Source organism: Paenisporosarcina sp. P4_E4_2, assembly GCF_056401595.1.
In genome coordinates, this window is record NZ_JBFUJC010000014.1 from 1 (window position 1) to 21,517 (window position 21,517).

Below are 21,517 nucleotides of genomic sequence, written 5' to 3' on the forward strand. Positions count from 1 at the left end.
AGGAACAAAGAGTTCGAGGAAACAAAGGGATGAGACTCGGAGCGTATAATATACGCGAGACTCGAAGACCTGCGGTTGACGAAGAAATCTGCCGTTCATCGTCTTTCGCAGCCTAGCGCCGATGGTAGTTGGGGGCGCCCCCTGTGAGAGTAGGACGTCRCTAGGCAAAATAAGAAACCGATACCTTCCGAGGTATCGGTTTTTTTGTGTTGTTTTTTAAGCTTAGTACGAAGGTGTACGAGGAGCGAAGAATTTCCAAATGCTTAAATTAAACACTTTGCAAAAGAACAACGAAAACACCCATCATCAAATGAAAGGTGTTCACGATAGTAATTTAATTCGTCTGTTCTTTCCAAATGTTTTAAAAGCGTTCAAAAAAAGTAATGCACACACCATCTGGATCAATAATGGAGAACTCCTTAGTCCCCCAAGGCTTGACTTCTAAAGATCCATTTTGATGAATTACCTGTTGTTTTTCATATTCACGATACTGAGATTCAATTGCATCGACTTGGATGCGGAAGCTTGTCCATTCGCCTAAATGAGTATCATCCGTTTGGTAAAAAAGAATTTCAATATTTCCACGGTAGACACCGCCATAGCCGTTTGGAGTGAAACCCAGCTTTTGTTCATAGAAAGTTATGGCGGTTTCGATATCTTTCGCTGGGCTTAAAGGGGTCAAGCTCTTGAAATTAATAGATTCACTCATTCATTGTCACCACTTTCTCAAAAGATAGCCAGCTTACCGATCCGATCTACCGCTTCTTCCAATCGTGGCTCATCAACTAATAACCCAACCCGAATATAGCCTTCTCCAAATTCACCGAAGCCATTTCCTGGGGCTACGGCTACGTCTGCTTCATTTAAAAGTTTGTCTGTAAATTCTTGGCTGGTATATCCTTTTGGAACGGGTAACCAAGCAAAGAATGAGCCTGTAGGGGCTTCTACTTCCCAACCAATCCGTTTACATGCGTTGATAAAGGTATTGCGACGGTTTTCGTAGCGCTCGACCAATGAGGAAACGCATAATTGATTTTCATTCAAAGCAGCGACTGCAGCATGCTGTATTGCAGGGAAAAGGCTGACGAATAAATGGTCTTGAATCAGGTTCAGGGCTTCAATCATCTCTTTGTTACCAACTGCAAAACCGACACGCCATCCTGCCATGTTGTAGGTTTTAGATAACGTATACATCTCAATTCCTATTTCCTTAGCTCCTTCAGCTTGTAGGAAACTTACCGGTTTAACACCGTCAAATCCAATGGCTCCATAGGCGAAATCGTGTGATACAGCAATTCCATTTTCTTTTGCGAACTCGACGGTTTGGTTGAAGAATTCAAGGTCTGCCGTTGCTCCAGTTGGATTATTTGGATAGTTAAGATACATGAGTTTTGCGCGTTCTTTCGTGTCTTGAGAAAGCATATTGTAATCAGGTAAAAAGTTGTTTTCGGCGACTAGTGGCAATGTTTCATATTGAACGTCAGCCATGACGACTCCAGATAAATAATCCGGATAACCTGGGTCAGGCAGTAACATCAAATCTCCAGGATTCAGTACAGCAATCGGCAACTCCACAAGTCCAATCTTCGTTCCGAATAAAACCGCAACTTCTGTAGTTGGGTCAATCTCAACATTGTATTCTCTTTTATAAAAGTCTGCTGCAGCTTCCTTCAATTCGCCAATTCCACGAAATGGCGAATATTTATGTGTAAGGGGATTTTCTGCAGCTTCTTGTAAGGCTTTTACGATGTGTGGAGGTGTTGGTTGGTCAGGATTTCCTTGACCTAAATTGATCACATCGCGACCCTGTGCTACTGCAGCTCCTACTTTTTGAACAAGTGAAGCAAAGAATTGTGGTGGTAATTGTTGAAGCTTCTTAGAAAGTTCCATGGTTTTTCCTCATTTTCTGAAATAGTTGCAATCATCAGCCAAATCTTATAATCTTTTGTGTATCTTGTCTACAGGGGGTGTACCCATGAAAATCGCATGCATTCAGCTCGACGTAGCGTTTGCCGAGCCTGAAAAAAATTTTTACAACGTTCAAAAGTACATAAAAAAGGTCGCAAGTGAGGGTGCAGAGCTCGTTGTATTACCTGAAATGTGGAATACTGCTTATGCATTAACGGAGTTAGAACATCTTGCAGACGTCGAAGGGCAACGAACAAAAGAATTTCTTTCCGAGCTGGCCCGTACATATCATGTCCATATCGTAGGAGGGTCGGTTTCTACGAAAAAAGGAGACAGCTTCTACAACACAATGTACATCTATTCGAATGAGGGTAACCTAGTGTCCGAATATGATAAAGCGCATTTGTTCCGTCTCATGGATGAACATCTATACTTAAAAGCAGGAAATCAATCAAATGTATTTTCATTAGGTTCTATTCAAGCAGGAGGGGTCATATGTTATGACCTAAGGTTTCCTGAATGGTTAAGGTCACATGCATTAGCCGGAGCGAAAGTGCTCTTCTTACCAGCACAATGGCCTGAAACTCGTATTGATCATTGGAGAATCTTGCTTCAAGCCCGTGCAATCGAAAATCAATGTTTTGTCATCGCCGTCAATCGAACTGGGAACGATCCGAACAATCAGTTCAATGGCCAATCCATGATCATTGCACCTTGGGGGAAAGTGTTATGGACTGGAGCTGATGATGAAGAGTACGCAATCATTGATGTTGATTTTTCAGAAGTTGAAGAGGTACGTACTCGCATACCGGTATACGAGGATCGCAGACCTTCGCTATATGAACCTTTGTTTGAAAAATGAAAATAATTTTCAAAAAGTGTTTGACACGTGTATAAAAACATCGTAAGATTTACTTCAGCAACAAAACAACCAAACAACTACATATGGAAATTTATCAAGAGAGACCGAGGGATAGGCCCTATGACGTCCGGCAAYCCCCAGCACGAGCTGGGAAGGTGCCAATTCCTACAGAATGATTTCATTCTGAAAGATAACCAAAAATCCATTTTTCGGTGCCTCTTTCATGATGAAAGGGGCATTTTTTATTTGGCAAAAAGGAGCTTGTGATGATAAAAATTAATGATTTATCTAAAGAGTACATAACGAAAAAAGGAACGGTTATAGGTGTTGATCGCGTAAATCTCACCATCAATGAAGGGGAAGTGTTCGGTATTGTCGGATACTCAGGTGCAGGCAAAAGCTCATTATTGCGGTGCATCAATCTACTTGAACGGCCAACAAGCGGACAAATTGAAGTGAATGGACTGGACCTCACAAAATTAAAAGGAGAAAAATTACGTAAAGCCCGCTTGAAAATCGGCATGATCTTTCAACACTTTTACTTAATCAGTCAAAAAACAGTTGCTCAGAATATTGCCTTCGCATTAAAGGCAGCTAATACACCAAGTGAAAAAATGGAGACCCGCGTTTTGGAGTTACTAGAAATGGTTGGTTTGACAGATAAGAAAGATGTTTATCCGGCCCAATTAAGCGGTGGACAGAAGCAGCGTGTCGGAATTGCTCGTGCACTGGCAAACAATCCTTCCGTCCTGCTGTGTGACGAAGCAACTTCAGCGCTTGACCCGAATACGACCTTATCTATTCTGCGCTTGCTCAAAAAAATCAATCGCGAATTGAACATCACCATTGTGTTGATCACACACGAAATGAATGTGGTAAAAGAAATATGTGATCGCATGGCCATCATGCAAGATGGACGGGTGGTTGAAGAGGGAACGGTCTACGATATTTTCTCCAATCCAAAAGCAGAATTGACGAAAGAGTTCATCAGTAGCGTCGTCTCATTCGAAGTACCCCAATCCATTTTGGATCAAGTCACTGGGCGTATTGTGAAAGTGCTATTTAAAGGCAATGTGGCGGGAGAAGGTGTCATCTCGGATATGATTCAGAATTTTGATGTACGAGGAAATTTCTTGCATGGCGCGATTGAATACATTCAGGAAATACCACTCGGTTTGTTTTTGATGGAAATTCAGGGACAACCAGAAAATATAACAAGAGCCATCACGTATATGGAAGGACGTGGGGCGCAAGTGGAGGTGGTACGTAATGGGAATTGATATACCGCATGTAATTGAAATGTGGCCAGACATCCTGAATGCATTCGGGCAATCGATGTATATGATTGGGGTTTCATTAACAGTCGCAATCATTATTGGCTTACCATTGGGGATTGTGCTTTTTGTTACAGACCGAGGTTTATTTTTAGAAAATCGATTTGTTAAAGGAACACTCGGTTTTATTGTCAATATGGTGCGTTCCATTCCATTTATCATTTTGTTGGTAGCTCTTATTCCTTTAACCAAATTACTGGTAGACTCAACGATTGGTCCAGCAGCTGCAAGTGTATCATTGTCAGTTGCCGCAATTCCTTTCTTCGCCAGAATTGTGGAAACGTCTCTTCGTGAAATTGATAAAGGGGTGATTGAAGCAGCCATTGCAGTTGGCGCGACACCTTGGATGATCATCAAGGATGTATTATTGCCTGAAGCAAAAACCAGCATCGTGCAAGGCATTACGATGACCATCATTAGTTTAGTAGCATACTCCGCCATGGCGGGTGTGGTTGGAGGCGGCGGTATTGGAGACTTAGCCATTCGCTTCGGATATTACCGTTACGATGAAACAATCATGATGGTGACAGTTGTCATTTTAATTGTTCTCGTTCAAGTCATTCAGCAGCTGGGTGACTGGACGTCAAAAGCAATAGATAAACGATAAAAAGGGAGAGAAATAGAGATGAAAAAAGTTTTATTTATGTTCATTCTAGTCTTAATGACAGCAGCACTTGCTGCATGTGGAGGAAGCGACAAAGAGTCAAAAGGTAATGCGGACAATGACAAATCAGTGACATTAGGCGGATCAGCAGGTCCATATAGCGACATGCTCAATAAGGCAATCAAACCCGCTCTTGAAGAGAAAGGATACAAAGTGAAAATCGTTGAATTCAGTGACTATATTCAACCGAATATTGCGTTGGACAATGGAGATATTGACGCAAATCTTTTCCAACACTCGATTTACTTGGAAAACTTCTCAAAAGAAAATGATATGGAATTGACAGGCTTAATTGCAGTGCCGACAGCACCAATGGGTATTTACTCCAACAAGTTCAAATCTGTTGAAGAGATCAAGGATGGAGCAACCATTGCCATTCCGAATGACCCGGTGAATGCAGCTCGTACATTATTAATCTTGCAAGACCATGGATTAATTGAATTAGACCCTAATGCAGAACCATTGAAGGCGTCTGAAAAGGACATTAAATCAAATTCGAAGAACTTGGTGTTCCAACCAATTGAAGCTGGCCAACTTCCACGTGCAGTGGACAGTGCGGACTTAGCAGCTGTACCTGGTAACTTTGCTTTGGCAGCGGAAATGAACCTGCTGGATGCGATTTTGCTTGAGAACATGCCGGACCGATACCGCAACTTAGTTACTGTAACGACAGCAAACAAAGACTCACAATTAGCGAAAGATTTAATTGAAGTCGTGGAAGCACCAGAATTCGAGGAAATCATCGATGCGGAATTCGTAGGTTTCGGCAAGCCAGAGTGGATGAAAAACCGTTAAGAGAGAAGGGTTTTTGTGGAAGACATCATAGTGCGGGGTGCACCAGCTGAATATGTTTGTAAAAGTGGTGTACTGAATGAATTAGAAGAGAAGTTACAGCTAAGAAGCATTCAGCGAGTACTTATTGTTTCAGGTGTGAAATCATGGAATGCAGCGCGCTATTACTTTCCAAATCTAAAAAGCATTCAGGTATCACATACCTTCTATAAAGGCGAGTGTTCACTCACTGAAATTAATAGAGTGTCTACGTTGGCACAAACTGATGGTGTGGATGCCATTATTGGAGTAGGCGGCGGAAAAGTATTGGACGTGGTGAAAGCGGCTGCTAGCGCTAGTAGAACGAAGTCAGTGTTAATTCCAACGCTTGCTTCAAACTGCGCACCGTGGACACCACTAAGCGTTATTTATTCGGATGAAGGGGTTATGACACATTACGATGTGTACCCCATGAGTGTTGACATTCTTCTCGTCGAGCCGCGAATTTTAGTGAAAGCCCCAGCTCCACTTTTGATTGCAGGTATCGGCGACACGCTAGCCAAGTGGTATGAGGCAGACGTACAAATTCGGCGATTAACCCATCCCCCGGTTGCGCTGAAAGTCGCTCATCATACAGCTCGGCTGTGTGCTGAAGAAATGTTTGCTCATGCAGAAGAAGCCATTGCTGACGCGAAAGAAGCCCAAGTGTCAGAGTCATTTAAAAAAGTAGTTGAATCCATTATTATGTTAGGCGGCATGGTTGGTGGATTTGGTGACAAATTTGGTCGTATTGCGGGTGCCCACTCCATTCATAACGGAATGACCATTGCACCGGAGTCACACGAGGCGCTTCATGGAAATAAAGTAGCATACGGCATTTTGGTTCAACTGCTTCTTGAACAAAAAGAAAGCGAAGTGGAGCGATTACTGCCGTTTTATCATAAACTGGGCTTGCCTACTTCACTTCGAGAATTAAATATTTCTGATACATGGATTGACGAAATTGCTGTGCACTCCACACGTGAAGAAGAGTCGATACATAACATGCGGAGTGAAAAGATTACAGTTACTGAAGTGTCACAAGTCATGCGTGACTTAGAGTCATTCCAACTCGTGAAAAGTCCGATTATGATTGAAGTAAAGACGAACCCGTGAATTTTGCGATCATCGATGATTATCAATTTGAAAGACCGACATTAAGCTGTCGGTCTTTTTTGTTGTGTAGAAGATTATACTTAAAGGGTCATGGTCATTTATATAAAATGGTCCGTCAAAACGTACATTTTATCCCCTTACACTTTGTATGGGGTTTTTTCTTGCTTAAATCCATATGTTTCGGTCACAATGACAGTAGAACAAGCTTGGAGGAACCATAGATGAAGCTCGTTACACGTATATTTATGCGGTTTTTTTCGGAGCGATTTTTCGATGAAGCTGCGCAAACCGCTTATTATCTGCTTTTATCGGTATTTCCTTTCTTACTATTTATCCTGTCATTAATTAGCTTCTTTCCGGTAGATGAGCAACAGATTTTAAATTTCTTGAGACCGTTTGCTCCTGGTGAATCGTTCAATTTAATAGAAGACAATGTGACAAATATCCTGGCTGCAGACAAAGGACGCGTACTGTCCCTCAGTTTGCTGGCTGCGTTCTGGGTTTCATCTATGGCTGTGCAGGCGCTTGCCCGTGCATTGAATGAAGCGAATGGAATTAAAAGTACACTTCCTTATTGGAAAGGACTGCTTCGAGATCTTGGCATAACCCTTTTGTTTATGACACTTATACCGTTATCATTGTTTTTACCATTCATCGAAAGTGGATTGCACTGGGTGGTATCAAAAGCGGGTACAATCGATCACTGGCAAGGGTGGATTTATATTTGGCCAGCAGTTAAGTGGGGGCTTGGGTCTGTATTTTTGTTCCTGTTTTTCCTGCTTTTCTATAAAATCGTACCAAACAAAAGACTCACTTTCCGTGATGTATGGCCTGGTGCTTTATTGTCGGCAGTTGGTTGGCAAGTCGTTTCGATTCTTTTTGCCGACTACGTGGCGAATGTCAATTACAAGCGACTGTATGGTCAACTGTCAGGGATTATCGTGCTGGTGCTTTGGTTCTACTTGACCACCGTCGTGATTTTATTGTCAGGGCTGCTGATTGCAGAAGTACGAAAGCTTCGATTGGGAAGCGATGAAGGGGTTGAGTAAATGCGAACCATATTATTGGTAGATGATGATCCAAATATTTTAGCGCTTATGAGTATCCATTTAAGCWAAGCGAGATATAAAGTAGAAAAAGCACTGGATGCAGAGAGTGCACTTACGTTAATTCCACGAGTGTGGCCACATGTGGTTGTCGTTGACGTGATGATGCCCGGCATGGATGGTTTCGCGTTAACAAAAAAGATTCGGGATGAATTTGATATTCCCGTTATATTGGTAACAGCCAAAAATTTGCTTGAAGATAAAGAAAAAGGATTTCTTGCAGGTTCTGATGACTACGTCGTTAAACCGTTTGAACCGCAGGAACTCCTTTTCCGCATAGGGGCTGTGTTAAGAAGGAGCGCCAAGCCAAATGAAATACGCATGCAGGTTGGGTCACTTGTGATTAATCGAAAGCGACTCGATATTTCAAATGGAGTTGAAACAAAGTGGCTGCCCTTAAAAGAATTTGAATTGCTTGCTTTGCTCGCATCCAATCCAGGCACTGTATTTACACGAAGTGTACTGATGGAGCAAGTTTGGGGATACGATTATGAAGGTGATGAACAGACATTGAGTGTACATATAAAACGATTACGGCAACGCTTGGAGGGATTTGTCTCAGATGTGAAGATTGGCACAGTACGTGGGGTTGGCTATAAGTTGGAGGCTCAAACATGAGATCTTTGTATAGCAAGTTTCTCCTTGTGACAGTCGCCATCATGGTTGGAAGTGCCACCCTTGGGTTTTTATTGGTCAATACGTATTACCATCAACAATTAAAAGAACAAAATGACGCCAAAAATGTTGGGATTGCACAAGACATGGCAGCTTTCATTGAACGCAATCCAAGCGTCCCTTTAACTGAATCAATCGAGGTATTTGGTGATGTCGGATACCAATTGTACGTTGTAAATGAAGCGGGTGAAGCTGATTTTCATGGTGGTCCATTTCGTGAATCAACTTTGCCTGCAAAAGTAAAAGAAGGGGTACTTGAAGGCGAAATTTATCACGGCATGAGAGATTTTCCGAAAGAAACATTTGTTACCGGCTTCTTTTCAAATCAATTGACCAATACAGTCGGCGTTCCATTTGTTTATGAAGGGGAGAATCATGCACTGTTTATTCGCCCAAATATCAAAATGTTATTTACGGAAGTACACCTTCTGCTGGGTGGGCTGGCTACATCCATGACCGTGTTTAGTTTACTTGCGATGATAATTGTCGCGAGAAAGATGATTCAACCCATCACCTTGTTAACAGAAGCAACGAATAAAATAGCGAATGAACGCTTTGATGAGCCCATTGCTGTTTCAAGTAGGGATGAAATCGGACAGCTGGCTGCAAGTTTTCAAATCATGGCCACTCGTTTGAAAGAGAATGATCAAGTACGAAAAGATTTTATAAGTCATGTCTCACATGATTTCCAGTCACCCTTACAGAACATCCAAGGATATGCGCAGTTACTTGCAAATCCATCTTGTCCGAAAGATGAACGACTTCAATATGCTGAAATCGTGGAGTTAGAGAGTAGGAGATTGTCAGCATTAACAAAGCAGCTGTTGTATTTAACTTCACTAGATCATCAATCGTATCAACCCACTTATAAGAGGGTTTCTATTAAAGAGCAAATTGAAAGGTCCATTCGTCAAAATGAATGGCGTTTTGAAGAGTTGGAGCTGGATGTTCGGATAGATATGCCACCCCTGCTTACACACGGAAATCCGGAATTATTGATGCAAGTATGGGAAAACATCATCACCAATGCAGTAAAATACAACCGTTTAAATGGATTCATTCACATTAAAGGATTTGAGTTGGAGAAGGAAGTTGCTATTACAATAGAAGATTCAGGGATTGGATTGACCGATGAACAAGCAGAAAAAGCTTTTGACCGGTTTTACCGAGCCGATCTCTCCCGGACTCGAGCTAAGGAAGGTACAGGGCTTGGACTGGCAATTGTCAGTGAGGTCGTGAAACGTCACAAAGGAGCAGTGTCAATCAATAGTGAGATTGATAAAGGAACCACCATTCAAATCATTCTTCCAAAACTGTAATACCAAGTTCACGTTATGTTCATCTTCGTGTGGTAAGATGAACTCATCTTAAAAGAAGAAAGGTAGAAATAATATGCAAGAAAAATGGAGTATTCGTTTAATCCGGATTGCCGCAATTTTTGGGATTATTGGCGCCTATATCGGCTCGCATATGGCGGGAGCGGGGTCGTACGCATTCAAGCCGATTCATGCACATATTTTGCTGGTGGGTTGGTTATCCGTATTTAGTTGGGGTGTATTCTACAAGTTGTTTGAAGTGAAATATCCGAAATTGGTCGTCGTTCATGCATGGTCAGCCATTTTAGGAGCTATCGGATTAACAGTAGGAATGTGGCTTCAATTTATGCAACCTCTTGGAATACCTGAAACATTCTCATTGATTTTCTACATTGTGGGTGGAAGTACATTACTCTTAAGCTTTGCGTTGTTTGTAGCGGTTACATTCGCCATTAAACCAGCTAAGAAATAGTAGACCGAAAACATCAAGCTCTTCTATCACAAAAGGGCGTTCCATGCAGTCCTTAGAGAAAGAAGGAAAGAGGAGGCCAGATTGGCGCTCCTCTTTTTTGTTGGCTCAGTTATTGTTCAAAAAGAAAATAGAGCCATGATAGTGTCTCGCTGATATTCAAGAAAAGCTTTCTTTAGTTGAATAAAGCGAGATAAATTTCTTTAAGATAGCCTCATTGTAAAAAAAAACGCAATCCATTTACAGGATTGCGTCTATCTTATTTCACTGTATACGTTTTTACCACATGGTCGTGCACATCGTCGCCTTTAGTTACATGAACTTGAATTTCGTAAGTTCCAGACTCTGTAAAGGTGAATTCTGTCTGGTACACGCCTGCGCCTTTTTCAGGGGCTTCGAGCCAAGTGTGGTGGTCGTCATCACTACGTGAAAYTTCATATCGTACGCGTGYTCCTTCAAGAGGCGCATCCGATAGAGAAACATTGGCAATTAACATTACCGCTTCACCAACAGTCGCAGAACCGTCTGCGAAATCAATCGTTGCACCGTGACTATGATGGCTATCGCCGCCATGAGCTTTTCCTTCAGTCGAAGTGTCGGTCGCTTTGCTTGACGTTTCTTCGCCACCGGTCACCGTTGTTTGTTTTGTAGGCATAATGTGCATATCACGAGCTGTTACATGCGATGTAATATCATACGTCCCATTTGTCTTAAATGTATAGTCAATTGCATACTGTTTGTCTTCATTTAATGTTGCAACAATCATTTCTTTTTCGCCAGAAGTTAAATTCAAGACCTCAATCTTTACTTCATTCGCATCTTCCACAATTTCTCCGTCTTGTGTGACTGCAGCAGCGATTACTACCTTTTCACCGGCAGTAACTGTTTCAGGTACGATTAAATCGACTTCAACTATTTCTGGAACTTCATCTGTCTTTGCTGCGTTATGTCCTTCATGTTCGTCATTTGTTCCACAAGCACTAAGAGTAAGAACAGCGAGCATTGATCCAATTGCTAAAAATCGTTTCATTTGTCATACGCCTCATTTCGTTTCGTTGATGTCATTGTAGCAAAAAAAAGCTTATACAGCTGTGACAGAACTGGGAATTTATATGTTACACTGCTTTTGTTTAAGTATCGGATAAAGTGGAAAGAAAATATTCTATAAAAATAGAGTTTCTTCTTATTATTATGAAATCATTGCACTCATTCAAAAGCCCAGTAACAAAATCACGCCCAGCCTACAAAAGGCCGGGCGTTTTTTTAGAGAATGGTTTGTCCTAAAGAGGTTTCACCATGTGATGAAAGGCACCGCCATAGATTTCCCACGGTTCAGCAATATGATAACCGATTCTTTCATATAGCCGAATGGCTGCTTCCTTTTCCAACTCCACATTAAGTGCGGCTTTAGAGAAACCTTCTTTTCGTGCGACTTCTTCTGCGTGCTTCAATAAGATACTGCCGATGCCCTGCCCACGGAAATCGGGGTTTACACAAACGGTATCAATATAAAATTCGTCTTTACGTGCCTCTGGTGGAATAACGATTGGTTCTCCTGTTTTCGTGCGTAACCATGTTACTAAATTCGCATCCATTTCAATGGCGTCGGTTCCTGAATATAGAACCATCACTCCAGTAATCCCATCTTGTTGTTCGGCAATTACCGTATTTAAATAGGAATGTCGATTGTCTTCTTGCTGAAATAAGTGGATTAACTGTTCTGTCACTGCTTCGGCATCCTTTTCGCCAGTCATTTGCTCGGCAATGTCGCCAATCGCATCGATGATGAGTGGAACGGCTTTTTCAGCATCTTCAGGTCTTGCTTTTCGAATATGTATGGTCATGAAACTCAACTCCTTCCTTCAACTATACCAAAATGTACATGTTCCCTCTACAACGCCGTTCATGGTAATCTAATACTACTAAATAGAAGGAGGATGGATGATGACTCAATCACATAAATCGCACGTCCTCACTTACGGGGATGCTTTTGTAGACTATATTGCAACCGATTCAACGAACACATCATTTTCAATGTTTTTGGGAGGGGCTACCGTTAATGTAGCAGTAGGTGTTGCTAGGCTTGGCGTACCTTCAGCATTTATTACCATTACAGGTGATGATGCAACGTCTGAGTTTGTACGAGGTGAACTTGAAGTTGAAGAAGTCATCATGGACTTTGCCAAAGTAGAACCTGAAAAACGGGTGAGTGGAGTGTATGTGCATTTAACGGAAGACCATGATCGAATTTTTCATCAATATATTGACGATGCACCACATATTCAAGTCGGCGATGAGGATTTGAAAGAAGAGGCATTTGAAAAAGCATCTGTTTTAAATTTATGTTCTGGTACATTGTTTCAACCGAAGGCATTGGAGACATCCCGCAAAGCAGTAGAATACGCGAAAAAGCACGGAGCTTTATTGTCTTTTGATGCCAATATCCGCCCGCTACGCTGGAATAGTGAAACCGAATGCCGCGAAACAATCTCTTCATTTTTCAAAGACGCAGATTTGTTGAAGTTCACGGAAGAAGAGTTAACGTTCTTAACTGAAACGACTACCATGGAAGAAGGACTTGCAGCAATCGCCAAGCTGAATATCCCCATCATTTTAATAACAGCCGGTGCGGAAGGGACTTATGCCGTTTTGGATGGAGAACTCCAGCATGTTCCGGTAGAACCAGTGGTACCTGTCGATACGACCGGAGCTGGAGATGCCTTTATGGCAGGCGTATTGCGCTATGTCCATCTCAATGGTTTGCCGACAACGATGGAATCCCTTATTGAATGTACGGCTTTTGCCAATCATCTTGGAGCCCTAGCTGCTACAAAAGCTGGTGCATTGACTGCAATGCCACGACTCAGTGAATTGCAAATATAATAAAAAATCGCCCATGACAACGTTTGTCAAAGGGAGATTTTTTGGTTCAGCTCAAAAGGAAGCCAGTGACACTACTGCCTATTAATATACCAATCATAATGATAGCCAGTAACCAATCACGGCCAGCGATGGTGATTGGTTCGTAATAAACGGAACGCTGCTCACCTGTAAAGCCTCTTGCTTCCATGGCGAATGCCGTCCGTTCCGCTCGACGAACAGCGCTCGCAAGCAGTGGAATCAATAGCCTTTTCATGCTTAAGAGGCGTTGCCAAGCATGTTTTTCCTGACCAATTCCTCGCAATCGATGTGCATGTCGAATCTGAATGAACTCATCCTTCACGACAGGCAAAAACTGATATCCAACCATCACACCGTATGCAAGTTTTGGTGACAGTCTTAATTGTTGCATTAAACTCATCACAAATTTAACTGGATCTGTTGTTAATGCAAACAACAAAGACAGTGAGGATAAAGCGAAAACACGAAACGCCAATGATAACGCTGTATGCCACTGTTTATCCGTCACTTCAAATCCATGCCATGCCCAAATGACGTCACCACTTGTATCAGCCGCAAAGAGCACTGTCGTCCATAAATATCCGAGAGCAGTAAAGCCTATTGGAATCATGAATAAAATCCAAACTTTCCAATTTACTCGACTGAACGATATTTGAACAAAAATAACACCGATAAATAATAGAAAAGGCGTCCATGGATTGAAAAACCACGCCAAAGTCAACATAGAGACAATGACTAACATAAACTTCAAAGCAGGATTCATTTCATGTAACCAAGTACGACTAGACATATGAACCCGCTCCTATCGGAGAAAGTAATTGATGACGTTTTAATAATTCGGATTGCTGCCACAATTGGTCAATTTCATAACGCCCCGTTAATTCACCGTTATTTAATAAGAAAACGGTGTCCGCGATGGCTTCAGCAAACGCCATATCATGTGTCACAATCAATACGCTGAACCCTTCTTTGGCACGAGCATCGAGTAAATGAAACAATTCGATAAGAGCATCTGAATCCTGTCCAGATGTAGGTTCATCTAATAATAGAACCGGTCGCTTATCTGCTAGCAGAGCTCCAATTGCCACACGTCGTTTTTGTCCATGACTGATTGCAAAAGGGTGGGCATCGTGAATTTCGGCTAGTYGTAACCGTTGCATAATATCCTCAATTTCATCGCTGGTAGAGTAATTTGAAAAGGAAATCTCCTGTCCTACTTGTTGAGTAACAAATAAATGCTCTGGCGATTGTGGAACGTACCCTGGAAACGTTTTTCCACTTTCGATGTACCCTGCCGATTTTTTCAAAATACCACATATGGTTTTCAGGAAAGTGGATTTTCCACTGCCATTCGGACCTGCAAGGACGGCGATTTCACCTTTTTGCAAACGGAGGGAAACGTCATGTAATAAACGTTTTTCATAAATGTTCACACTGACATTTCTCGCTTCCAACGTTATACCTTCTTGAATAGTCGAAGTACGTGAAGGAAAACGAATTGGAAATCTCGTCGGATGCTTTTCGACATGGAAATCCCCGGATGATGTGACGAGAAGGGCACGGTCGAAAAATGAACCCCACAAATCGAGACGGTGTTCAACCGCCACGATCGTGAATCCATTGGATAATTGCAATGCATCCAACCACTCCACATATTGTTGTGCGGTCAGAGGGTCTAAATGAGCAAGCGGCTCGTCGAGCAACAGCACTTGCGGTTCTATTAACAATGCACAAGCGGTTGCAAGTCGTTGTTTCATTCCTCCGGAAAGCGTTTGAATCATTGCATGCCGGATTTCAGAAAGACCGGTTAGGGTAAGTGTTGATGTGATTCGCTGTTCCATTTCTGCCCGATTGACGTACAGATTTTCTAACGTAAAAGCCATTTCTTGTTCAACTGTAGGCATACAAAATTGTGTATCCGGATCTTGGAAGACGGTAGCGATTCTCCGATTAATTTCCCCAGCGACATAACTACTGGTGTCTTTATTAAAGAGGACAACCGAACCACTTAGCTCTCCGTCACAATTGGCAGGGTACAAACGGTTCATTAAATACAGTAAACTACTTTTCCCGCAGCCACTCGGACCATATAAGACGACACGTTCGCCAGCATCTATCGAAAATGAAATGTTTGTAAAAACTGGCGAGTCATCTTCTGGAAATTGAAACGTGACTCCTCTGAAGTCAATCACTTGTGAGATGCCACTTGGTGATTCATTCGTGAAAGCTTTACCCAATGGACTCACCCTTCAGCTTGTGTTTCTTTGATGTATTGCGAGAAATCGAATATCCACGGAGAGCCCCTGTTGCCAGTAAACCATCGGATACATACTTTCCGCCTAAACCAGCGATGATGGCACCACTCATCACTCGAAGTGTGAACATCAAGAGAAGCAGTGAAGGGTCAAGCGCTGCGTAACCAGATACAAAGAAGCCATAGGCAAAACTGAAGACTGCAGAACCAATCCCCGCTAAACAAAGCACCCACCAGTCATAGCGTTTGTAACCTGTCGCGGCAAAAGCAGCTTCTGCACCAAGCCCCTGGACTAGTCCAGATAAAATCAAACGTGGTCCCACCGCATTACCGATCATCACTTCAATAGTCGCTGCCATGGTTTCAGACAAAAGAGCGGCACCCGGTTTGCGGATGATGTATGCACAAATGATCGACACAATAAACCAAATCCCAAAGATCCACTCGTATGCAATAGGTCCAATCACTCCAGCCCAAATGTTTCCTACTTGAACAAACAGCAAATAAACGACGGCAAAGACAACTGCAAAAACGGATAGCAACACAACTTCTTTCAGTTTCCAGGACTTCAACATATTACGCATCTCCTTTGTGAGAAGGGCTGTTGATGCTCATGTTAACAGTCATGACCAAATGTTTATGTTGTTCCGATCGAGCGTGTGTAAAAGAATCTTCAAGGAATGCAAATACATCGTGAATATCCCCATGAAGTCCACTTGCATAATGCATGGAATCATTGAACACCCCATATTCTTTTGCACGTGCCACTTCCTGATAAATAACCGACATATAATCGGGGTTATTCATCGGATACAGAGCAAATTGTGATGATACATATTGTTTGATTTCGCGAATTTGAGGATGGTTTAACAGAACATCATCTTTTTCCAGATAAACATCGCCTGCAGAATCCCCTGGGCAGCCAATCGAAAAGGTTCCGTTAAAGGCGACATGGGCACCCGTTTTTGCTGCATACAATACGATGGCTCTCGCTGTATCGAATACATGCATTTGCTTCCCACGCATCACCGTACTGACGTCGTCGGTATGCATCCATACATTTGAGGTATCTGCTTCACGCAAAGCCCCTTTAATAATTTCAATAAAATTGTCCGCCATCGGGTGAATCGAAAACCGTAAGCCAACGATTGGACTAATCCCACAACTAAACTCATTCGACATCTCTTTTTCCTCCTTTTTTAGTGCCAGGCACCTATTATTGAACATAAAAAAGCTGCATTCGACTTGGAATGCAGCTGGTTTGCGCAAAAAGAAAAAAAGTTGGGCAAAGGTCACCGCACTTCCTCACGCCAGTATTACCTGGATCGAGTGTTAAGGGATCGGAGCAAATGCTCTCATCTCAGCCAAACTATAGCACCCCTAGTGCAAATTCGTATGCAGTTTTATATATTCAAGAACGGCTTCATTGTAACGCATGAAAAAAGGATTGTAAATAAAGTGAATATCAATACTTGCCAATCAGCAAATTCTGTTCTATATTGTATATAACAAGACTGTTCTACTAAGAATAGAACAAAGGGAGGTCGCATATGTTTATTGAGATTGAACCGGAATCGACCGTACCGATTTACTTGCAATTGGCTCAGCAAATTATTGAAGGGGTAGCAAAGGGGTCTTTGAAACCTGGAGATTCCTTGCCATCTGTACGCTCATTTGCAGCTGATCTCGGCATGAACATGCATACGGTAAATAAAGCTTATCACTACTTGGAAGAGAAGGAATTTATTCAGATTGTACCGAAGAAAGGTGTATTCATTCATGAAAAAGGTGTACGGAAAGCATCAGCTTCCGATCGCCAACGACTGAGTAAAGAATTACGCCCAATCATAGCAGAAGCACTTTGTCTTCAGTTGTCTAAAGAGGACATTGAGTTACTGGTGAAAGAAATTATTTTGGATTTGAAGGAGGTTAAGTAATGTCAGCAATCATTTTTATCGTCCTATTAATGTTCAACATTGCCATTCAAGCCTTTTTACCGAAGTTTCTGAAGGAAAGTGAAGCGTTTGGCGTGTATATCCCGGATACGCACTTAAAAGACCCGCGTCTTATGAAGATGAAAAATCGCTACACACAATTGGTTTTGCTATGTGGTGTGGTTGTTCTAGTCCTATTCATTGGCGGGGTGTTAATCGTCCGTCCACAGGAGCAACAAATTGTATTTTGGGGATTAGCTGCACAAATAGGTGCATTGGTTCTGCCGATGGGGTTATATGCAAAAAATCATATTGCATTAGCTAACTGGAAGAAAGATGAAAAATGGACAGCAGGTCAAGTTGAGCGGAAAGTGGTAGACCTGCAGTTTCGTGAGCAACTGAAACTGTTGCCCAACATGTATTTTATCTTGCCGATGCTTTTGACCGTCAGTCTAAGTGTTTATGGATTAACCCAATATGATTTGATACCTGACCAGCTTCCGACGCACTGGGGTCCGAATGGGGAAGCGGATGCATTTACTGAAAAAAGTTGGCTTTCAGTTAGTTCGTTGCCATTCCTGACACTCGTGCTTCAAGGCATGTTGCTTTTTTTCAATGGGGCCATGAAGCAATCAGGCGCAAAAATTCAGGTAAAAAATAAAAAACGTTCCCGAGAACAACAACTCGCTTTCCGTAAATATACAAGTTGGTTATTGTTTGTCGTGACCATTTCGATGACGTTGTTGATGGGGTACTTACAGCTGACCATTATTTTTCCTGAAACCATGTCAACTTCAGTAACACTTGCTTCCACCATCGCTTTCTTGGTCATTATTTTAGGTTCCGTCCTATTTTACGCTATTAAAGTAGGGCAAAGTGGCACCAGAATAGTCGTATCACACCCGGATGAAAGTCTAGAAGGGGTAATCGATCAAGATGACGATCGATACTGGAAATTCGGAATGTTTTATGTGAATAAGAACGATCCGAGCATAATGGTGGAAAAACGTTTTGGGATTGGCTGGACCATCAATTTCGGTCACAAAACCAGTTGGATTTCCTTACTATTACTAATAGGAAGTATCGTGTTCGTTTTAACATTGCAATAAAGAGGAGTGGGAGAAAATGGAGGAATTACAAGGGGTGCCTTGGGGTATTATCACACCGATATTTATCATTCAATTTATTTTACTGGTAGTTGCACTCATCGATTTAGCAAAAATACATCAAACAAACGGACCTAAATGGGTCTGGGTACTGGTTATTATTTTCATTAGTATTTTTGGACCTATTACATACTTTATTGCAGGGAGAAAACAAGCATGACGACAATCTTAGAAGCTAACCATTTAATGAAAATATACGGCTCAGAGCGAGCTGTAAATGATGTGACTTTTGCGCTGGGAGAAGGCACATCTACGGCATTAATCGGACCAAATGGAGCCGGTAAAACGACGACTTTATCCATGCTTGGTGGGTTATTACAACCAACATCCGGTACCATTTCACTGAATGGGGAAAAACATGCGGACGTAAGAAAACATATTGGTTTCCTGCCTCAATATCCACAATTCTTTTCGTGGCTGACAGCACTGGAATTTACTGAAATGGCGGCGAAATTAAGTGGGATGGACTCACGGTCTGCCAAGCTTGAAGCACAAAAAACACTGGAGTTCGTAGGACTTGGAGACGCACTACGGAAAAAAACGGGCACTTTCTCTGGCGGAATGAAACAACGTCTTGGATTAGCACAGGCCATTGTTCATAAACCAAAGCTCTTATTATTGGATGAACCCGTATCTGCGCTGGATCCCGTTGGAAGACGCGAGATTATGAATCTATTGAAAAGCTTGCAACAAGACATGACCATTTTGTACTCGACACACATTTTAAATGATGCGGAAGAAATGACGGATCAATTGTTGTTTTTACGAAAAGGACAATTGGTCGAACAAGGTTCGATTGGCGATGTGCGTGCAAAATATGATCAACCAAGATACCGCTTGGAATTTGGCCGAGCAGAAGATGCCCTCATTTATTCAGAAAGTGCTCCATGGAAAGTACAAGTAGAAGGCACTTGCGGTACCATTCACATAACTCAAGGTTTGCCGACAATGGCGGAAGTGTTGAAGTCGTTGGCGGAAAGTGGACTGGATGTCCAGAAAGCGGAGCGACAAACAGCGAACTTAGAAGAAATCTTTATGAAGGTGGCGGGGCAGGCATGAGGGAATTAATCGTACTTTTTCAAAAAGAGTGGCGTGAAAATACACGCAACTATAAATTTTTATGGGTACCTCTAGTCTTTATTTTCTTCGGATTGTCCGAGCCGCTGACAAGTTACTATTTGCCGCAAATACTTGACGCGGTAGGGAATATGCCTGAAGGCTCCGTCTTCCCAATGCCGGATTTCACGCCCGCTCAAGTCATCATGGCGACAATGGGGCAATACCAATTCATCGGCATGCTCGTATTAGTATTGGCATTCATGGGTACCATTTCCCGCGAGCGTAAAAATGGAACAGGAACGCTTATTTACGTACGACCGATTTCTTATATAAATTACTTTTTGAGCAAATGGAAAGTTGTAGGCTTCATTGCGCTAGTGAGCGTATGGCTAGGATTGTTGACGAGCTGGTATTACACAGGGTTGTTATTCGGCAAAATCGAAGCAGCTGATTTCTTAGCTTTTGCAGGCACTTATAGTGTATGGATTTTATTTGTCGTGACAATCGTTTTGGCTATGAGTGCGTGGTTACCTACAGGTGGCGCTGCAGGTGTATCATTATTGCTGGTCTTACTTGTTCAGATTGTAGACTCTTTACTTGGAGCGTACTGGACCATATCGCCTTGGAAGCTGTCTATTTATGCAACGCAGTGGTTGACAGGTTCACCAGACTCAGGCGATTTCTGGTGGAGCATGGTGATCACGATTGTTGCTATTATCGCTTTGATGATATTTGGTGTATGGATGTCAAAACGCAACGCATCAAAAACAAAAGTGTAAAAGTTATCCCTCTCCAAATTAAAATGGAGAGGGATTTTTTTGTAGGCTTATTTTTGGTCGTTATTGTCAGCTGCACCATCAGCATCTGGTATATCTGATTTGTCCATCGTTGGTTCTTCACCATCTGTTTTATTCTCTCCAGGTACGAAGTCTTTATCTTGATCACTTGGCCCCTGTTGAGTACCGATGGAAGTACCTTTATCCGTTCCACAACCAGCAAGCATAAACATAGCCAGAACGACTAATAATATAGATTTCATATACAAACTYTTACCTCCTGTTTCACCTGATTTTTGTTTTCAGCTTAGGTTGCTCATACAGGAGTGAAATATGTATTTTAATAAAATGGGTTTTGTATTTTATCAGTCGTGTAACGGTTTTTGTCGAGTGTGAAGTGGTTTCTGACTCGAAGGGGATTTTGACCATTTATTAATTTCCAACCTGACCATTCGAGAAAATTTCGATATACATGTTATTTTCCGGGTCTGCGATTTTCTTCCGATTTGAACCATGCACGAATGCCTTTTCCAGCATAAGGTTCGTCTGCAAAACGAGGCAAAATATGAAAATGCGCATGCGGAATAGATTGGTTTGAAGCGTCTCCAACATTCCAGCCTAGTGTGTATCCGTCTGGTGAGTAGTTCTCGTCCGCATAGGACTTCACTTGTTGCATCAATTCATATGTAGCGTTCCATTCTTCCTGTGTTAAATCAAAAACCGTTTGTCGATGGATTTTTGGAACGATTAGTCCACTGCCTTCTAAAATGGTTTGGTGTTTGGGATGTTGTAAGTACTGGCAATATTCATTTTCAAACACAATACGCTGTTCAGAATCCTTTTGCGGATTGCAATAAGGACAATTTAATAGGTTTTCCAATTTCAACACCTCTTCTTACAGTAATTGTAATAGAACGACAGGAAAATAAGCAAACTATGTAGAAAGAGTTGCGAACGGGAGGAATGAAAAATGGATAAAACACAAAAGGCTGAGCAATCAATTCGAAATTCCAATCGCTTTTTGACGGCTTTTCATCGCATTGAACAATCGATGAAAGACATTATTGGCACCAATGATCATCTGTCATTTTATAAATTAGTTGAGCTTTCGAAACGGAAGAATGCCGTTGTCCGAAGATTTGAAGAGGATTTAAAAGAATATGCCAC

Annotated in this window: 25 protein-coding genes, 1 pseudogene and 2 riboswitches; of the genes and pseudogenes, 16 read left to right on the forward strand and 10 right to left on the reverse strand. The window is 42.0% G+C overall.

The features are described 5' to 3' along the window. Nucleotides 1-361: 361 nt before the first annotated feature. Together AC1DSB_RS02965 and AC1DSB_RS02970 are read right to left on the reverse strand one after the other, a co-directional pair. The gene (locus AC1DSB_RS02965) at nt 362-709 is read right to left on the reverse strand and encodes a VOC family protein (protein ID WP_477531517.1); all 348 of its coding nucleotides are present in this window, start codon (nt 707-709) and stop codon (nt 362-364) included. A 17-nt stretch (nt 710-726) separates the two neighbouring features. Further along, on the reverse strand, nt 727-1,890 hold the full coding sequence (locus tag AC1DSB_RS02970) for an aminotransferase class I/II-fold pyridoxal phosphate-dependent enzyme (protein ID WP_477531516.1): 1,164 nt from the start codon (nt 1,888-1,890) through the stop codon (nt 727-729). A gap of 85 nt (nt 1,891-1,975) precedes the next feature. Here AC1DSB_RS02970 and AC1DSB_RS02975 point away from each other — a divergent pair, with 85 nt between their 5' ends. The 9 genes from AC1DSB_RS02975 to AC1DSB_RS03015 all read left to right on the forward strand — a co-directional run bounded on the left by AC1DSB_RS02975 (nt 1,976) and on the right by AC1DSB_RS03015 (nt 10,263). Beyond that, nucleotides 1,976-2,770 (forward strand): carbon-nitrogen family hydrolase, encoded by a 795-nt coding sequence (locus AC1DSB_RS02975; protein ID WP_477531515.1) that lies wholly within the window; start codon nt 1,976-1,978, stop codon nt 2,768-2,770. Nucleotides 2,771-2,858: 88 nt separating this feature from the next. Further along, a riboswitch (SAM riboswitch) is annotated at nt 2,859-2,967 on the forward strand. A gap of 69 nt (nt 2,968-3,036) precedes the next feature. Beyond that, complete coding sequence (locus tag AC1DSB_RS02980; RefSeq protein WP_477531514.1) at nt 3,037-4,050, forward strand: methionine ABC transporter ATP-binding protein; 1,014 nt, start codon at nt 3,037-3,039, stop codon at nt 4,048-4,050. Further along, nucleotides 4,040-4,711, forward strand: a complete 672-nt coding sequence (locus tag AC1DSB_RS02985) for a methionine ABC transporter permease (protein ID WP_477531513.1) — start codon at nt 4,040-4,042, stop codon at nt 4,709-4,711. Before AC1DSB_RS02980 ends, AC1DSB_RS02985 begins: the two co-directional genes overlap by 11 nt. A gap of 18 nt (nt 4,712-4,729) precedes the next feature. Next, nucleotides 4,730-5,563 carry a MetQ/NlpA family ABC transporter substrate-binding protein gene (locus tag AC1DSB_RS02990; protein ID WP_477531512.1) on the forward strand — a complete coding sequence of 278 codons (834 nt, stop codon included), beginning with the start codon at nt 4,730-4,732 and terminating at the stop codon, nt 5,561-5,563. Nucleotides 5,564-5,578: 15 nt separating this feature from the next. Continuing rightward, entirely contained in the window at nt 5,579-6,694 is a 1,116-nt protein-coding gene (locus AC1DSB_RS02995; RefSeq protein WP_477531511.1) for an iron-containing alcohol dehydrogenase family protein, read from the forward strand. Between the two features lie 221 nt (nt 6,695-6,915). Then, nucleotides 6,916-7,743, forward strand: a complete 828-nt coding sequence (locus AC1DSB_RS03000) for a YihY/virulence factor BrkB family protein (protein WP_016429777.1) — start codon at nt 6,916-6,918, stop codon at nt 7,741-7,743. Continuing rightward, nucleotides 7,744-8,418, forward strand: a complete 675-nt coding sequence (locus AC1DSB_RS03005; protein ID WP_477585728.1) for a response regulator transcription factor — start codon at nt 7,744-7,746, stop codon at nt 8,416-8,418. Then, nucleotides 8,415-9,794 carry a sensor histidine kinase gene (locus tag AC1DSB_RS03010; RefSeq protein WP_477531510.1) on the forward strand — a complete coding sequence of 460 codons (1,380 nt, stop codon included), beginning with the start codon at nt 8,415-8,417 and terminating at the stop codon, nt 9,792-9,794. Before AC1DSB_RS03005 ends, AC1DSB_RS03010 begins: the two co-directional genes overlap by 4 nt. Nucleotides 9,795-9,867: 73 nt before the next feature. Then, nucleotides 9,868-10,263: a hypothetical protein gene (locus tag AC1DSB_RS03015; protein WP_342542638.1), complete on the forward strand. Its 396-nt coding sequence runs from the start codon at nt 9,868-9,870 to the stop codon at nt 10,261-10,263. A gap of 256 nt (nt 10,264-10,519) precedes the next feature. Here the strand turns inward: AC1DSB_RS03015 and AC1DSB_RS03020 are convergent, their stop codons facing one another. Further along, a complete protein-coding gene (locus tag AC1DSB_RS03020; RefSeq protein ID WP_477585730.1) occupies nt 10,520-11,290 on the reverse strand; it encodes a FixH family protein in 771 nt (256 codons plus the stop codon). 250 nt (nt 11,291-11,540) lie between these two features. Next, entirely contained in the window at nt 11,541-12,104 is a 564-nt protein-coding gene (locus AC1DSB_RS03025) for a GNAT family N-acetyltransferase (protein WP_477531508.1), read from the reverse strand. 100 nt (nt 12,105-12,204) lie between these two features. On the opposite strand from AC1DSB_RS03025, the gene AC1DSB_RS03030 reads away from it, so the two are divergent. Next, entirely contained in the window at nt 12,205-13,143 is a 939-nt protein-coding gene (locus AC1DSB_RS03030) for a carbohydrate kinase family protein (RefSeq protein ID WP_477531520.1), read from the forward strand. A gap of 46 nt (nt 13,144-13,189) precedes the next feature. On the opposite strand, the gene AC1DSB_RS03035 is transcribed toward AC1DSB_RS03030, so the two are convergent. From AC1DSB_RS03035 to AC1DSB_RS03050, 4 genes are read right to left on the reverse strand one after another with little or no spacing between them, the layout of a single operon-like run. Continuing rightward, the gene (locus AC1DSB_RS03035; protein ID WP_477531507.1) at nt 13,190-13,951 is read right to left on the reverse strand and encodes an energy-coupling factor transporter transmembrane component T family protein; all 762 of its coding nucleotides are present in this window, start codon (nt 13,949-13,951) and stop codon (nt 13,190-13,192) included. Continuing rightward, nucleotides 13,944-15,398: an ABC transporter ATP-binding protein gene (locus AC1DSB_RS03040; RefSeq protein WP_477585733.1), complete on the reverse strand. Its 1,455-nt coding sequence runs from the start codon at nt 15,396-15,398 to the stop codon at nt 13,944-13,946. The genes AC1DSB_RS03035 and AC1DSB_RS03040 overlap by 8 nt, the downstream gene beginning before the upstream one ends. Next, the gene (locus AC1DSB_RS03045) at nt 15,391-15,990 is read right to left on the reverse strand and encodes an ECF transporter S component (RefSeq protein WP_016429786.1); all 600 of its coding nucleotides are present in this window, start codon (nt 15,988-15,990) and stop codon (nt 15,391-15,393) included. Before AC1DSB_RS03045 ends, AC1DSB_RS03040 begins: the two co-directional genes overlap by 8 nt. A 1-nt stretch (nt 15,991) precedes the next feature. Continuing rightward, nucleotides 15,992-16,597 carry a YkoF family thiamine/hydroxymethylpyrimidine-binding protein gene (locus AC1DSB_RS03050; RefSeq protein WP_477531505.1) on the reverse strand — a complete coding sequence of 202 codons (606 nt, stop codon included), beginning with the start codon at nt 16,595-16,597 and terminating at the stop codon, nt 15,992-15,994. 103 nt (nt 16,598-16,700) lie between these two features. Next, a riboswitch (TPP riboswitch) is annotated at nt 16,701-16,807 on the reverse strand. 158 nt (nt 16,808-16,965) lie between these two features. On the opposite strand from AC1DSB_RS03050, the gene AC1DSB_RS03055 reads away from it, so the two are divergent. From AC1DSB_RS03055 to AC1DSB_RS03075, 5 genes are read left to right on the forward strand one after another with little or no spacing between them, the layout of a single operon-like run. Next, nucleotides 16,966-17,352 (forward strand): GntR family transcriptional regulator, encoded by a 387-nt coding sequence (locus tag AC1DSB_RS03055; protein WP_477531504.1) that lies wholly within the window; start codon nt 16,966-16,968, stop codon nt 17,350-17,352. Beyond that, nucleotides 17,352-18,458 (forward strand): DUF1648 domain-containing protein, encoded by a 1,107-nt coding sequence (locus AC1DSB_RS03060; RefSeq protein ID WP_477531503.1) that lies wholly within the window; start codon nt 17,352-17,354, stop codon nt 18,456-18,458. Before AC1DSB_RS03055 ends, AC1DSB_RS03060 begins: the two co-directional genes overlap by 1 nt. 16 nt (nt 18,459-18,474) lie before the next feature. Continuing rightward, nucleotides 18,475-18,675: a PLD nuclease N-terminal domain-containing protein gene (locus tag AC1DSB_RS03065; RefSeq protein ID WP_016429790.1), complete on the forward strand. Its 201-nt coding sequence runs from the start codon at nt 18,475-18,477 to the stop codon at nt 18,673-18,675. After that, a complete protein-coding gene (locus AC1DSB_RS03070; RefSeq protein WP_477531502.1) occupies nt 18,672-19,574 on the forward strand; it encodes an ABC transporter ATP-binding protein in 903 nt (300 codons plus the stop codon). Before AC1DSB_RS03065 ends, AC1DSB_RS03070 begins: the two co-directional genes overlap by 4 nt. Beyond that, the gene (locus AC1DSB_RS03075) at nt 19,571-20,353 is read left to right on the forward strand and encodes an ABC transporter permease (protein ID WP_477531501.1); all 783 of its coding nucleotides are present in this window, start codon (nt 19,571-19,573) and stop codon (nt 20,351-20,353) included. Before AC1DSB_RS03070 ends, AC1DSB_RS03075 begins: the two co-directional genes overlap by 4 nt. Before the next feature lie 47 nt (nt 20,354-20,400). Here the strand turns inward: AC1DSB_RS03075 and AC1DSB_RS03080 are convergent, their stop codons facing one another. Both AC1DSB_RS03080 and AC1DSB_RS03085 read right to left on the reverse strand, forming a co-directional pair. Then, nucleotides 20,401-20,613 (reverse strand): hypothetical protein, encoded by a 213-nt coding sequence (locus AC1DSB_RS03080; RefSeq protein ID WP_477531519.1) that lies wholly within the window; start codon nt 20,611-20,613, stop codon nt 20,401-20,403. A gap of 212 nt (nt 20,614-20,825) precedes the next feature. Next, a complete protein-coding gene (locus AC1DSB_RS03085; RefSeq protein ID WP_477531500.1) occupies nt 20,826-21,230 on the reverse strand; it encodes an HIT family protein in 405 nt (134 codons plus the stop codon). Nucleotides 21,231-21,320: 90 nt separating this feature from the next. Here AC1DSB_RS03085 and AC1DSB_RS03090 point away from each other — a divergent pair. Continuing rightward, a pseudogene (locus AC1DSB_RS03090) lies at nt 21,321-21,517 on the forward strand (CBS domain-containing protein); the annotation flags it as partial.

Coding starts and splice junctions, on each gene's coding strand:
- AC1DSB_RS03055 (WP_477531504.1), top strand. CDS start 16,966: ATGTTTATTGAGATTGAACCGGAATCGACCGTACCGATTTACTTGCAA.
- AC1DSB_RS03070 (WP_477531502.1), top strand. CDS start 18,672: ATGACGACAATCTTAGAAGCTAACCATTTAATGAAAATATACGGCTCA.
- AC1DSB_RS03075 (WP_477531501.1), top strand. CDS start 19,571: ATGAGGGAATTAATCGTACTTTTTCAAAAAGAGTGGCGTGAAAATACA.
- AC1DSB_RS03000 (WP_016429777.1), top strand. CDS start 6,916: ATGAAGCTCGTTACACGTATATTTATGCGGTTTTTTTCGGAGCGATTT.
- AC1DSB_RS03025 (WP_477531508.1), bottom strand. CDS start 12,104: ATGACCATACATATTCGAAAAGCAAGACCTGAAGATGCTGAAAAAGCC.
- AC1DSB_RS02965 (WP_477531517.1), bottom strand. CDS start 709: ATGAGTGAATCTATTAATTTCAAGAGCTTGACCCCTTTAAGCCCAGCG.
- AC1DSB_RS02975 (WP_477531515.1), top strand. CDS start 1,976: ATGAAAATCGCATGCATTCAGCTCGACGTAGCGTTTGCCGAGCCTGAA.
- AC1DSB_RS02970 (WP_477531516.1), bottom strand. CDS start 1,890: ATGGAACTTTCTAAGAAGCTTCAACAATTACCACCACAATTCTTTGCT.
- AC1DSB_RS03080 (WP_477531519.1), bottom strand. CDS start 20,613: ATGAAATCTATATTATTAGTCGTTCTGGCTATGTTTATGCTTGCTGGT.
- AC1DSB_RS03060 (WP_477531503.1), top strand. CDS start 17,352: ATGTCAGCAATCATTTTTATCGTCCTATTAATGTTCAACATTGCCATT.
- AC1DSB_RS03045 (WP_016429786.1), bottom strand. CDS start 15,990: ATGTTGAAGTCCTGGAAACTGAAAGAAGTTGTGTTGCTATCCGTTTTT.
- AC1DSB_RS03030 (WP_477531520.1), top strand. CDS start 12,205: ATGACTCAATCACATAAATCGCACGTCCTCACTTACGGGGATGCTTTT.
- AC1DSB_RS02985 (WP_477531513.1), top strand. CDS start 4,040: ATGGGAATTGATATACCGCATGTAATTGAAATGTGGCCAGACATCCTG.
- AC1DSB_RS03050 (WP_477531505.1), bottom strand. CDS start 16,597: ATGTCGAATGAGTTTAGTTGTGGGATTAGTCCAATCGTTGGCTTACGG.
- AC1DSB_RS02980 (WP_477531514.1), top strand. CDS start 3,037: ATGATAAAAATTAATGATTTATCTAAAGAGTACATAACGAAAAAAGGA.
- AC1DSB_RS02990 (WP_477531512.1), top strand. CDS start 4,730: ATGAAAAAAGTTTTATTTATGTTCATTCTAGTCTTAATGACAGCAGCA.
- AC1DSB_RS03015 (WP_342542638.1), top strand. CDS start 9,868: ATGCAAGAAAAATGGAGTATTCGTTTAATCCGGATTGCCGCAATTTTT.
- AC1DSB_RS03010 (WP_477531510.1), top strand. CDS start 8,415: ATGAGATCTTTGTATAGCAAGTTTCTCCTTGTGACAGTCGCCATCATG.
- AC1DSB_RS03065 (WP_016429790.1), top strand. CDS start 18,475: ATGGAGGAATTACAAGGGGTGCCTTGGGGTATTATCACACCGATATTT.
- AC1DSB_RS03035 (WP_477531507.1), bottom strand. CDS start 13,951: ATGTCTAGTCGTACTTGGTTACATGAAATGAATCCTGCTTTGAAGTTT.